Source organism: Algoriphagus sp. oki45 (assembly GCF_036245605.1).
Lineage (GTDB): Bacteria > Bacteroidota > Bacteroidia > Cytophagales > Cyclobacteriaceae > Algoriphagus.
Genome location: NZ_BTPC01000002.1, coordinates 1 through 12,974, shown reverse-complemented (window position 1 = coordinate 12,974; position 12,974 = coordinate 1). Strand labels below are relative to the sequence as shown.

Genomic DNA, 12,974 nt, shown 5'->3' with positions numbered 1-12,974 from the left:
AATATTTCTGATACAAACCAAGGTAATTTTTTTCAATTTGTTTTTTAATTGCTTTGGTTCTCGTACATTTGCAGTCCCAAAAACACTTGGTTAATAGGTTGTTAAGCTTATTTCATAATTTCTAAATTAAAATCACTGTGACTAAAGCAGAAGTAATTACCAAGATTTCCGATAAAACCGGGATCGCAAAGGACGATGTGACACAATCCATTGAAGCGTTCTTCAAAGTAGTAAAAGATTCCATGGCCGAGGGAGAAAATATCTACGTAAGAGGCTTTGGAAGTTTCATCAACAAGAAAAGAGCGAAGAAAATCGCCCGAAACATTTCTAAAAACACGGCAATCGTGATTGATGAGCACTACATCCCGGCTTTCAAGCCTTCAAAAGTGTTCATTGAGAAAATCAAAACCAGCAAAAAAATCAAGGAATTGGCTCCTCAGGACTAAGTCTGAGGCGACTTTGACATGAAAAAATCACAGCTCATTCTCATCTTAGCAGGAATTCTGGCAGTAGTGGGTCTTTACGCGCTTCCCAAAGTGGTGGTAGATAATGAGTCTACCGGAGCAAAGATGGAGGGCGCTGCAGAGGACTCAGAAGAGACCCAAGTCCAAGGAATTACCGAGCTTCATGAGAATGAGCTTTCTGCTGAAAACAGAACTCAGGCTGACCAACTCAAGCAGATGTATGCAAATGCAACTGAAAATGAAGAGAAAGTTGCTGCAGCTCAGGTTTTGGCAGAATTGTATAAAGGAGAAGGATTGTTTGACAGTGCAGCTTATTACTGGAGTGAAGCAGCTGATTTGTTGCCTGCTAACCTCTTTCTGGCTGAAGAGGCAGGTAAGGCAAACTATGAGGCTTTCAGTTTTGCTCTGGATAAAGCCAAAGTGGAAAAGCTGGCTGAAAAAACCAGAAATTACCTGGAAAAGGTATTGGCTAAGAATCCCTCCCGTCTGGATCTGAAGACAAAAATCGCGATGACCTATGTCTCCTCCTCCAATCCCATGCAGGGAATTAGTATGATGAGGGAAATATTGGAACAGGATCCTCAAAATGAGGATGGGTTATTCAACATGGGTATTCTCTCCATGCAGTCCGGACAGTACAATAAAGCAGTGGAGCGATTTGAAGAGCTGATCAAATATCACCCTGACAATTTGCAGGGGCAGTTTTATTTGGGAGTCAGCTATTTCGAATCCAAAGAAAAAAACAAAGCGAAAGCACAGTTTGAGGCAGTGAAGAACATGACCGAGGATCCGATGATTCTCAGCAGTATTCAGAGCTACCTTGACAGGCTATAAAATCAGTATTTCACATCTAAACCTTAAAGACTATGCCTTGCGGTAAAAAAAGAAAGAGACATAAGATTGCTACTCACAAGCGTAAGAAAAGACTGAGAAAAAACAGACACAAGAAGAAGTAATTGACTTCCGATTGCTTGTTTGAGTAATCATCAACGTTCATTTACATAGTAATAAACAGAGATTTTGAGTACGGAATTGTTAATCGATTCTGCTCAAAATGGAAGTCGAATAGCCCTACTGAATGATAAACAACTGGTCGAACTCCATTCCGAAGGAATGGAGAATCAGTTTAAAGTAGGTGACATTTATCTGGGTACTGTCCGAAAGATTGTCAATGGGCTGAATGCAGCCTTCATTGATGTCGGATACGAAAAAGATGCTTTTCTGCATTATCAAGACCTAGGCCCAAATGTCAACAGCCTGTTGAAGTTCACCAAAATGGTGAGAAACAATAACTACAACAGCTACCTGCTCAAGGGCTTTGACAATGAACCCGAAATAGAAAAAGTCGGAAAGATCGACAAGATTCTTTCCAAGACCAATCAAGTGCTGGTTCAGGTAGTCAAAGAACCGATATCTACAAAAGGCCCCCGACTATCCTGTGAGCTCTCTCTGCCCGGTCGTTATCTTGTACTGGTTCCTTTCTCAGATACTGTCAATGTGTCCAAGAAAATCAGAAGCAGCGAAGAGCGAAAAAGGCTACTCAGACTCATCAACTCCATCAAGCCTGCCAATTTCGGAGTAATCATCCGAACAGTGGCCGAAGGACAGTCCGTGACGGAACTCGACAAAGACCTTCGAAACCTTCTCACTACTTGGGAAGAAGGCATGAAGAAGCTGCTGAAAGCCAAAAGCCGGGACAAAATCATCGGAGAGATGAGTATGGCCTCCTCACTTATAAGAGACCTGCTCAATGAATCATTCGACGCAATCACCGTAGAAGAAGAATCTACCTACGATCAGATTAAATCCTACATCAGGACCATAGCGCCTGAAAAAGAAAAAATTGTCAAGCTTTACAACGGTAAAGCCAAGCTATTTGAAAGTTTTGGAATAGAGAAGCAAATCAAAAGCCTCTTTGGACAGACGGTGAGCCTTCCTCAGGGAGGGTATGTGATCATCGAGCATACAGAAGCCCTTCACGTCATTGACGTAAACAGCGGAAACAAGTCCAATCAGGAAAGCGATCAGGAATCGACTGCTTTAAAAACCAATTTGGTTGCTGCCAAGGAGATCGCCAGACAGCTTCGCCTCCGGGATATGGGAGGGATTATTGTGGTGGACTTCATAGACATGAAACGGGCCGAGAATAAAAAGGCCATCTATGAAGCCATGCAGCAAGAAATGAAGTCTGACCGGTCCAAGCATACCGTGTTGCCATTGAGCAAATTCGGATTGATGCAAATCACCCGGCAGCGGGTACGTCCTGAAGTAAACATTGTGACCAAAGAAGTCTGTCCAGCCTGTAATGGTACTGGAAAAATACAAGCTTCAATTTTGGTGGCAGATAAGCTTGAAAATGATCTCGAGCACATGGCCACCATCCAAAACGTGGAAAATATACACATTGGGTTGCATCCCTATCTGCACGCATACTTCACCAATGGCCTGATTAGCCGAAGGGTGAAGTGGTTTTTCAAGTACTACAAATGGATAAAACTGATCAAAGATTCTTCCCTACCTGTGACGGAATACAGATTCCTTGATGAATCTGGAGAAGAAATCGAACTAAAAACAAAAAGCGAGGCTGAATAAGCCCCGCTTTTTTTATGGGTTGATTTTTGAAAAGTCCAAAACAGCAAATGATACTAGATCATCCGTAGTCATTGTATGAAGGGTGACTACGTATCCCAAGGGAGTATTGAATCCATAGGAGTCCATCTCAGCTGGATTCAAATCCAATTCTGCCTCTTTGTTAAGATTGTAATCAAAAACGATTAATTTTTTTCTTTCCTGTTCAGGATTCTCAATTGTCGGTCCTTTCACTCTAACTCGTCGTATCACTTTTTGGGATTGAGTAGCAAGATCCAAGGCCTCGTATTTGCTACTCTCGTGGTTGGGTTGAAAAACGGTGTATTCTCCTCTCTGTGAAGTTGTTCCCTTTAAAAAGTTGAGCTTTTCTAGGGTACGACCCGGATGCCAAGTCTGTTTTTGGTCTTTTATCTTCAGAAGGGAATCGGAGATGGAAAAGGAAACCAAATGCTCATCGGTCCATTCATTGTAGATGTGACTAAACAGGCCCAATTGATCATCTTCCAAGAAGTTTAAGATTTCTTTTGGGTAGCTAAAGTGAAAATAATCAAACTGTTCCTTTTCGAGGTCGAATGTGATCCCCCATTTATCATAGTCAAAGAGCTCCTCTTTGAAAACGTAAGGCACATCCATGAAAAAAAGCTTTTCACCTGACTTTTGGATCCTATTAAAAAGGTAGGTTCCGTAATTGTGGTACAATCTCCCTTCAGGAACTTCAGGAAAATCCCATCTTTGGATTACTTTTCCCTTAAGATTTGCTTTTATAAGCTCCTTTTGCTGGGAAAGGAAATAAATGGAGTTCTGATCAATAAAGTCTCCAGTCACAAAGCCACCAATTCCGTCAGGGCCTTCTTTTTCAAATTTAACTGAGTTGAGTAGTTTCCCTTCCGGAAAGCTGTAGGTGAGGAGTCGATATTTATTAAAGGTTAAAAGAACTTCCCCTGAGTCAGTTTGGAAGTGAGTGAAATTGATCCCCAGATTTTTGGTAAGTGTATCTTTTTCGAGATAAAGGGTATCAACAATCAAATCAGAAAGTTGAAGAAATTGGATTTCCCTGGAGTTTTCAGAAGAAGTGCAAGCAAAGAGTAAAAGTGAAAAATAGAAATAGATTAGATACTTCATCTGTATAGATCATTTTTCTAAACGTAGAAAAAAAATGACTTAGTCAAAAACCTAATCTATAAACAAGCCCCAACCATCATCGTATCTCTCGGTCGAGTCAAATCCCTTCACCCACTCGACAAAAAGTACTTTAAATTCAGCAATAAGTTCCCGAAGTAAATTTAGATGCTCTTCTGCATGGGTTTCTTCCATGGCAAGCTGGTAAGTCATGGAGTTGAGGTGTCGGGCATGGACCTTCATGATTGTGGCATTTTCCATCTTCAGCACATAATCATTGACCCCCTCCGCTCCGGCAAATTTGGCACAGATGACCGTGGCATCTTCCATCATCATTCCGCCGTAAAGTTCCTTTCGGGCCTCATCAAGGCTCCCAACCAGCGCATGGGTCAGGGATACAATCTCGTTCCCCTTTTTCATCAAAGGATGAGAAAAAATCTGATCCCGCATGGACTTGGGGTCAAATTCTTCCTCATCATCCCATTCATCATCTTTGTCAAAGTCGTCCCACATCGTAAAAATTAAGTTAAAAAGTACCTGATAGGGTCTAAATTAAAACGGAAGCTTATCCTCTTCGCTTTCGGAATAGAATGTGTCTACTTCAGGAATGGAAGAAGCAGGTCCATTGGAAGCTCCCGTACGGTCTACTTTGTAGGCTTTGACTTCGGTATACCATCTTCCATTGTATTCTCTACTTTCTACATCTATTCCCAAAGTAACCTGCTCACCCACCTTGAGAGCAAACTGATCGATCTTATCTCCCCAAATGGCCACACAGACTTTCTTGGGATATTGTCCTCCTGTTTCGAGGATATATTCTTGTTTTCTCCAGGCATTTCCGCTCTTTGAATTTCCGCTGACCTCCTGAAGTTGATTGATAATTTTTCCGCTTAATTCCATCGTTGTTTTTCTTTTTCTCTTTCACGAAGGTAAGAATTGAGTCGGATTTATCGGGATAAAAAGGGTAAGATAAAGGTTGGTCTGATCTAAATTTTAACAATTTTTTTGTGCTTCTTAAGACGGGTGGGAAGATTTAGCCAGTTTTTGAGGATAAAATTTCATTAAACCGAAAAAAATAGAATTTCCTATTGAATTTGTACTTGGGCTTGATTATTTCAAAAAAATCAGGCTAGATTAATGGCCCAATTCAAATTGCCCTTAAAAAAAATTTTTCATCACCCGCTAAAAAGATACTATGGCTTAGACTTCTACGTTGTACAAAAACCAACTACATATGAATAAGCGAAAAGGTCCATTGGACAGTGAATTGATCGCTCAGTATCGCAACGGAAGTGAAGCAGCATTTGATCTCCTGGTAGATCGGTATCAAGGCAGGGTATTTACTACCATCTTTCTCATTGTAAAAGACCAAAAGGTAGCGGAAGACCTTTTGCAGGATGTATTTGTAAAGGTAGTTCAGACCTTGCAGTCGGACCGATATACAGAGGAAGGTAAATTTCAGCCTTGGATTATGAGAATAGCTCATAATCTTGCCATTGACTATTTTAGAAAAAGTAAGCGATATCCTACCATATTAATGGAAGATGGCAGCAATGTATTCAACTCCTTGAAATTTGCTGAATCCACCATTGAGGATCTGAGGATCAAGGAAGATACCATTGAGTTGGTCAAAAGACTGATTGAAGAATTGCCGGAAGCTCAAAAAGAGGTATTGGTGATGAGGCATTACATGGATATGAGTTTTCAGGAAATTGCCGAGAAGACAGGTGTAAGTATCAATACGGCTTTGGGAAGAATGCGCTATGCACTAATCCATCTCAGAAAAAAAATGAAACAACTAAATATTGCCTATGACAAAACCTTTTACCCCAAATGACCTGGTAAGATATATCTACCGGGAAATGACCGAGGGTGAACAAGAACTCTTAATGCAAGCCTTGCACAGCGATGATTCCCTGATGCAAGAATATCTAGACCTGCTGAGCACGATAGAGAACTTAAATCAGGTAACCCTGAAGCCATCGGAAAAAGTAGTGAAAGCCATCAAATCGCTGGCCCATTCTACGGGACTACAAAAAGTCTAAAGAACCGGTAACCCCGCGATTGCGGGGTTTTCTTTTATAATGCGTCTATAAAATCCCTTGCCTGCTGTAGCAGGTTTCGATAGGTCTCGTCTGTAAAACCATGCCCCTGATTGGGCACACGGGTGAATTGATGGTTTATCCCATTCAAATTTAGGTTTTCTTCAAGTAGCTCACTTTGGGAAATCGGAACTACGGTATCTATATCCCCATGGAAAAATATGGTAGGTGGATCATTTGGATCCAAATGGGTTACAGGGCTGGCATCCAGATAGGCTTGGGGGATTTGGTCGGGCTTTCCTCCTAGAATACTTTCCAAACCCAAGGCTGTAATCGTATTGAATGCATGGAGTTCCTTCAGCTCTGTAGGAGGGAAAAAGGCCACCACTGCTTCAATATTGGAGAAGTCATTGCGGTAAGCATGCTGCAGGGCTAGGTGTCCACCGGCACTGGCACCTGAAATGATGATGCGATCGGAAATGTTCCAATCGGCGAGATTCTCATTGATGAATTCAAAGACTGAGATAATGTCCGCCTCTTGGGCCGGAAACTTATTGTTTCCGGTAATGAAGTCGTAAAGGCGGTAATTAACTGAAACAAAGGCATACTCGGGGAAAAGATTATCCAATACCGGTTTGAATTGTAAAAACTCACTTTTGTCTCCGTCAATCCACGCTCCTCCATGAATATAAACAAGCAATGGGGTAGAGGTCTGGCTTCTTCCGGCAGGAAGATAGACATCCAGCTTTTGACGGGTATTAGTCCCATAGGCTTGGTCCAAGAGCTCTCTGGCTGGCAAAAAATCTGGAGTGGGCTCCGGATCTGAGCTACATGCCCATGCCAGGCTCAGGAATAATACGATCCAAAAAGATCTAAAAAGGAAGAATTTTCGATTCATATCAAAACCATCTGATTAAGGATTCCACTATTTTCTTGGCCTTGACTCCATAAGGTGGCCTGAGAAGGGTAGCGTTATTGTATCCGATTCGTTGCTTGAGCACTCCTTTTTCATTGCTGAAAGCCAAAAATCCATAATGCCCGTGTGCTTTTCCTATTCCGCTGGTATTTACTCCTCCAAAAGGCAGTTCGTTGTGGATAAAGTGAAGCACGCAATCATTGATGACTGCATTTCCGGAGCTGGTTTTTTCCAGTACTTGCTCATAGGTTTTTGACTTATCAAATACATACAATGCGAGAGGCTTTGGTTTGCGGTTGATATAGTTTATTGCGTCCTCGATAGTCTGATAGGGAATAATCGGTAAGATTGGCCCAAAAATTTCCTCATGAGCGATGTCCATTTCCTCGGTGATATGGGTCAGGAGAGTAGGCTCCAGAAAGCGGTGATGAGGGTTTGATTTTCCACCGAAGGCCACTTTTGCACCTTTTTGGGCCGCATCATCCAGATAGGATTTTAACCTGGCAAAGTGTCGGTCGTTGACTATTCTGGCTAAGTCTTTGGAATTTTCTATTCCTTTGAAATCAGCATCATACATCTGCTGAATGGCTACTTTCAATTCAGACAGAAGTAGGTCAAGTTTGGACTCTTGGACCAGAATATAATCCGGGGCTACGCAGGTCTGCCCACAGTTGACCAGTTTACCATAGATGATTTTTTGAGCAGCATCTTTCAAATCTGCGGATTCTGTAACGACAACTGGGGATTTTCCTCCAAGTTCCAAAGTGACAGATGTCAGATGCTTGGATGCATTTTCCATCACAATTTTCCCGATCTGAGGACTACCTGTGAAAAAAATATGGTCAAAGGGTAAATTCAAAAGAGCTTGAGCAACTGACGCATCTCCCTGAACAACAGTTACCTCATCTTTCTTGAAAATTTCTGATATCATCTGTTCAATCAGGGCCGAGGTATGGGGAGTGAGTTCTGAAGGTTTAAGTACTACAGGACAGCCTGCTGCAAGAGCGGAAACCAAGGGGCCAATCGCTAAATTGAATGGGTAATTCCAAGGGGAGATGATCAATGAAACCCCTTTTGGCTCAAATTGTACCCTCGCGCTGGTGCCAAGCATGGCCAAAGGGGATGGCAGAGATTTGGCCTTCATCCAAGACTTTAGATTTTTGATCGCGTGGGTAATCTCAGAAGTGACCGGATAGATTTCTGAGAGGTCGGTTTCGACTTCTGGTTTTTGAAAGTCATTCCAAAGAGCCAGTCTTATTTCCTTTTGGTGCTCTTTTATCCAGTTTCGGATAGCATTTAACCTTTGGATTCGATCATTTGCAGAAGAAGACCTCCAGGCCAAAGAAGTGGGACGCATAGTGGTAAGGAGATCTTCCAAGGTGGAGTGAATAGGATCCGGGGTGCTAATCATAGGTTTTTAAAGAATAATTCTGAAATCAAGTTACTGGAAGAATAAGAATTAGGATAGGGATTCCTTCAAAAATTTTTAGTGAAGGTTGTTGTAAAGCTAAGTCTGGCTATTGTTTAACCTAATTGATCAAAAGTTAAACAAAAATGTGTTTTGGAGATAAAAAAAATCATTTCACATAAAAAAAATTGCATTACGTATCAAAATATTTGAAAAAAGGCTTGCATATGAAAAACATAAAAGTGTATTTTTATGGCAAAATTATAGTAATGAGTGTCAGTGCCCAGTCTTTAAACTGGCATTGATCAGATGATAAAAGGAGATTTCTACCTGAAAAAAGAGTTTTGAAATAGGGTAAAAATCTGAAAATGAGCAAAGTATAGCAACACAATTACGAACTCGAAAAATTTAAATACTAACGATATGGACATTTTATCCACTAGTCAATTCAACCTGTTTTCAACAACCGTTGAAAAGAGTAAGCAGGTCGGAAACTCATCCGGATTTGTCAGATTTTTATCCCTCTGGCTCATTTTTACCATTGGAATTGGGTTTTTCCAATTGATTCAAGCGCAGACAGGTACTGTGACTGTGACTGGGACTTCGAATAGGGTCCCAATTGTGAGTATGAAAGTGAAAATCGGGTCAAATACCACTCAAAATGTAACTTTTCCTAACCAATTCAATAATCAACAGACCAATCAAAAGGCAGTCATTGAAGAAGTGGTAATTAATACAGGTTCTGGCAATCGAACTTTATTTGCGACTTCCAGAAGACCTACTGCAAGCAGTGCTAATGCTAAGCTCGGCAATAATACGTTTAACACCGAGGTGAGGGTAATTAACTTCGATGATGCTTCACTTGCTGCTCAGACGCCGCACACCCCCCTCGGAGCCTTTTTAACAGATCTTGGAAATGTAGTTTCAGTACCAGACCTGCGTTCCTACTGGTCTATTGATGGAACAAACATAATCGCAAGTGGTCAGCCATTCGTAAAACTTTTGTACCCAAATGAAATACCTGAATCGGGTTATATCTTAGTCACTGAACGATTCGGTAATTCTGATTTGGACCTTGTTGCCTTAGATAAAAATGGAAATGTAATCCCAGGAGCACGAAAAGTTCAAATAAGGGGATATCAATGGAATACAGGTATCCATCATCAATTTGACAATACGTCTCAGCCGCAGCATTTGGTAGTTTTCTCACCTTTATTGTTTGAGCAAAATCCAACTAGTCCAATTTTACCTCCGATTTATGGATTTCAGGTAAATGACATTGGGCAAGCAGATGGAAAATTTGTCTTTTTTACCAACCAAATATCCGCTGCTCCTGACAATGCTGGGCCGATTTTTAGTTTTACAGGTGCTAACAATGCATTGAATATTTATTCCAATGATGAAATTAACGGTCAGGTTTTGACCAACCCTTCAAGTCAGGTTTCTACTCAAATTTTTGATACTAATAATGTGCTCTCTACTAATGGAGGGCCTTTGGTTTTGAATGTGGTGACTGGGCAACTGGATGTCCCTCCGGGGACCCCCGAGGGGATATATACATTCGAATATGAGATCACAGATCTAGTCGATGGTGGTAAAGATCGTACCACTGTCACAGTGAGAGTGGTGAATAATACAGATCCAGATTTTCCTCAATGCACTCCTGATCAATACAATTGCACCACAAATAATCTAAACTTCCCTGCGGTATACTTAAGTGATCGGTTGGGAAACCCTATATCCAACAAAACATGTGAAGTTGGAAATTCACAAGAAGTATACATCGCAGTTCAGATTCAGCAGAATTCCAATGCCTCTCGCTTTGAGACTAGATTGTTTGCGGATCTCTTTATTGGGAATAATCCTACCCCTATTAAGATTAATTCTTTTCTCGGTACGATCAATTCCGGTTCTGGAGTAGTTGTAAGAGTTTTGACCGATTCCTTCATTTGGAATTGTGGAGACCAGCTTAAGCTTGAGAATGGAGTGGTTGTTTGGAAAACAAATAATAATTCTGTTCCTACCAAATGTACTGATTATAACAAAGCTCAATCCGAGTGCTTTGGGGGCATTTTTGTGGCCTCTCCTTTATCAGCGGATATTAGTTCTACTTCTTGTTTCGATGGGACGAATTATACCTTTAATTATACTGCTATAGTTAATGGTGGAGTGAAGCCTTATACCTCCTACCAGTGGGATTTTGATAATAATGGGACAATAGACTTTACGTCTTCCGGTGTCTCTGCCTCTCCAAATGCAACTACTGTATATTCTAATACATCCGCCACTCAAGTACGTGTAGTGGTGGTGGATTCCCAATCCCCTCCTGTTTCGATTACACGTATAGAAAACATTACTTATCCGAGTAACCATATTCCTATGGTTGAGGTATCAAGTCCTCCTACCTGTGAGAGTGCGTTTGGCGCAATTACCATTACTAATCCTGATCCTAATTTTCAATATTCGTTAACCTCTGATTTTTCAACATTAATTCAAAACAACGTAGCCAGTGGCCTGCCTGCAGGTAGTTCTGGTAGAGTCTATGCTAGAGTAATTGGAAGCATCAATTGCGTAGTTTCTACACCGTACACGATTGGTGCACAGCCGGTAACTCCGATACCTCCTACCATCACCCCAATACCACCAACCTGTACCGAACCGACAGGCGGATTTTCATTTGTTAGAGAGAATGGAGTGGAGTATTCTTTGGATCAAAATTTTGGGGCAAGCTCAATTATCTCAGGAAATGAGGTACTTAATCTTCCAGCCAATAGCATGGGAAGTCTTTATGCCAGGACCATTGGAACTATTTGTGTTGTTTCGTCACCTTATACAATAGGTGGCCAGCCGGCCACACCTGTAGCCCCTCAGGTAAGCTTGACTCAGCCTACATGTACAGAAGCTACTGGCAGCATCGTGGTGACAGCCATTACAGATGGCATGTACTCGAAAGACAATGGAGTGACCTTCCAAGCTTCCAATGAATTCACTGGATTAGCTCCGGGCACCTATCAGATTAAAGTGAAGAATGCATCGGGCTGTATCAGTGCAGCCACCGAGGCAGTGATCAATCCACAGCCTTCTACCGCTCCAGCCCCCACAGTCACTAATCAGACTATTTGTAGAGTAGGTAGTGGAACCATTGGGTACAATGTAACTGCACTATCTGGCTACACCCTTACCTATTATTCCACGGCCACTTCTAATGATGGAACCACTACCGCACCTACTGTATCAAGAAGTGTAGTAGGGACTTCTTCTGTTTGGGTTACGCAGACGAAAGTCGGTGAATGTGAAAGTCCAAGGGTACAAGTTAGTATTTCGGTTGTGCAGTGCTTGACGGATATATTATTGACATCCTTCTGCTCAGATGACCCCACTGCTTCAAGAAGATGGAGAATTAGAAATCCAAATACTTTTGCAGTCACTGTCAACTGGACCTTGAATAATGGAGGTGCTCAAAATGGAAGTTTTGTAGTACCTGCAAATGACGAAATATTCTTTGATACCAATACTGAGTCTGGAGCTAATACTATGATTATTAGCTGGGTGAATGAAGCAGGTCAAATCAAGACCGCGACCAAAGCTTCATGCCCTGACCGATGTATCGCCACCCCTACTTACACGGCGGTATGTACTGACAATCCAACTACCGAAAGGGTATTTAGCATTTCCAATCCAAATAGCTTTTCAGTGAATGTTGCTTGGGCAGCCGTTGGTGGTTCCGGAAGTGGTAGTATTACCCTGGCTGCTGGCTCGACTATAGACTATGTCTTGACTACTACTGCCAATTCTGTAGAATTTACCTTGCCATCTGTATGTGGTAATGTGAAAAAAGATACCGTTTCCACAAATCCTCAAGAATGTCCAAAACCGGCAATTGAGTTGGTTAAAGAAGGTGAAATAATTATTGACGGTCCAAGTGACTGTCCATTTGCGGGGGATATTATTAGATACACCTTCAGTTTATATAACAGAGGAAATGTACCTCTGACTTCTATCATTCTTTCTGATCCACTTTTTGAAGCTCCGAATCCGGTTCTAGCCTTCGGTGATCCTAACGGAGACGTTGGAGAAGATGGAATTTTGGGAACTACAGAGATTTGGGTTTACACAGTGGACTATGTGATCGCTCAAGCTGATATTGAAGCAGGTTTTGTAGAAAATCAAGCTACTGTTACTTCTCTTTTTGGGCAAACTATAGTAGATGACCTATCAGGTACTTTCAATGATGCAATCCCTGGGGGGAATGATTATAAGACTGTAGTAGAATTGTGTAAAGATTTTGCGTTGACCTTGGACAAGCAGGTGGTATCCGGAGATCCATATGATGCGGTAGACGACGTGGTGGTTTACAACTACGTGATCACCAACAGCGGCAATGTGACCTTGGCAGGACCGTTCAGTGTAACAGACGATAAGATTGCGACGATAGC

General features: G+C 41.7%; 11 protein-coding genes. 6 read left to right on the top strand and 5 right to left on the bottom strand.

Annotated features, from left to right (window positions below):
• Positions 1-137: 137 nt before the first annotated feature.
• The 3 genes from AAA942_RS09645 to AAA942_RS09635 all read left to right on the top strand — a co-directional run bounded on the left by AAA942_RS09645 (position 138) and on the right by AAA942_RS09635 (position 3,056).
• Complete coding sequence (locus tag AAA942_RS09645; protein ID WP_338220050.1) at positions 138-446, top strand: HU family DNA-binding protein; 309 nt, start codon at positions 138-140, stop codon at positions 444-446.
• A gap of 18 nt (positions 447-464) precedes the next feature.
• A complete protein-coding gene (locus AAA942_RS09640; protein ID WP_338220049.1) occupies positions 465-1,298 on the top strand; it encodes a tetratricopeptide repeat protein in 834 nt (277 codons plus the stop codon).
• A gap of 186 nt (positions 1,299-1,484) precedes the next feature.
• Positions 1,485-3,056: an Rne/Rng family ribonuclease gene (locus AAA942_RS09635; RefSeq protein ID WP_338220048.1), complete on the top strand. Its 1,572-nt coding sequence runs from the start codon at positions 1,485-1,487 to the stop codon at positions 3,054-3,056.
• Between the two features lie 12 nt (positions 3,057-3,068).
• Here the strand turns inward: AAA942_RS09635 and AAA942_RS09630 are convergent, their stop codons facing one another.
• Genes AAA942_RS09630 through AAA942_RS09620 form a run of 3 tightly spaced genes read right to left on the bottom strand, consistent with a single transcriptional unit; the run spans position 3,069 to position 5,072 of the window.
• The gene (locus tag AAA942_RS09630) at positions 3,069-4,175 is read right to left on the bottom strand and encodes a DUF4221 family protein (RefSeq protein ID WP_338220047.1); all 1,107 of its coding nucleotides are present in this window, start codon (positions 4,173-4,175) and stop codon (positions 3,069-3,071) included.
• Between the two features lie 51 nt (positions 4,176-4,226).
• On the bottom strand, positions 4,227-4,685 hold the full coding sequence (locus tag AAA942_RS09625) for a hypothetical protein (protein ID WP_338220046.1): 459 nt from the start codon (positions 4,683-4,685) through the stop codon (positions 4,227-4,229).
• A 39-nt stretch (positions 4,686-4,724) separates the two neighbouring features.
• Complete coding sequence (locus AAA942_RS09620; protein ID WP_338220045.1) at positions 4,725-5,072, bottom strand: DUF3127 domain-containing protein; 348 nt, start codon at positions 5,070-5,072, stop codon at positions 4,725-4,727.
• Between the two features lie 334 nt (positions 5,073-5,406).
• Between AAA942_RS09620 and AAA942_RS09615 the strand changes: the two genes are divergently transcribed.
• Together AAA942_RS09615 and AAA942_RS09610 are read left to right on the top strand one after the other, a co-directional pair.
• The gene (locus AAA942_RS09615) at positions 5,407-6,009 is read left to right on the top strand and encodes an RNA polymerase sigma factor (protein ID WP_338220044.1); all 603 of its coding nucleotides are present in this window, start codon (positions 5,407-5,409) and stop codon (positions 6,007-6,009) included.
• A complete protein-coding gene (locus AAA942_RS09610; protein WP_338220043.1) occupies positions 5,984-6,217 on the top strand; it encodes a hypothetical protein in 234 nt (77 codons plus the stop codon). Before AAA942_RS09615 ends, AAA942_RS09610 begins: the two co-directional genes overlap by 26 nt.
• A gap of 34 nt (positions 6,218-6,251) precedes the next feature.
• Here AAA942_RS09610 and AAA942_RS09605 read toward each other — a convergent pair whose 3' ends face one another.
• Both AAA942_RS09605 and AAA942_RS09600 read right to left on the bottom strand, forming a co-directional pair.
• Positions 6,252-7,112, bottom strand: coding sequence for an alpha/beta hydrolase (locus AAA942_RS09605; protein WP_338220042.1), 861 nt, complete (start codon positions 7,110-7,112; stop codon positions 6,252-6,254).
• A 1-nt stretch (position 7,113) separates the two neighbouring features.
• Positions 7,114-8,541, bottom strand: coding sequence for an aldehyde dehydrogenase family protein (locus AAA942_RS09600; protein ID WP_338220041.1), 1,428 nt, complete (start codon positions 8,539-8,541; stop codon positions 7,114-7,116).
• 1,065 nt (positions 8,542-9,606) lie between these two features.
• Between AAA942_RS09600 and AAA942_RS09595 the strand changes: the two genes are divergently transcribed.
• Positions 9,607-12,974, top strand: a 3,368-nt coding sequence (locus AAA942_RS09595; protein WP_445083337.1) for a DUF7507 domain-containing protein, incomplete at its 3' end; no start/stop codon positions are given.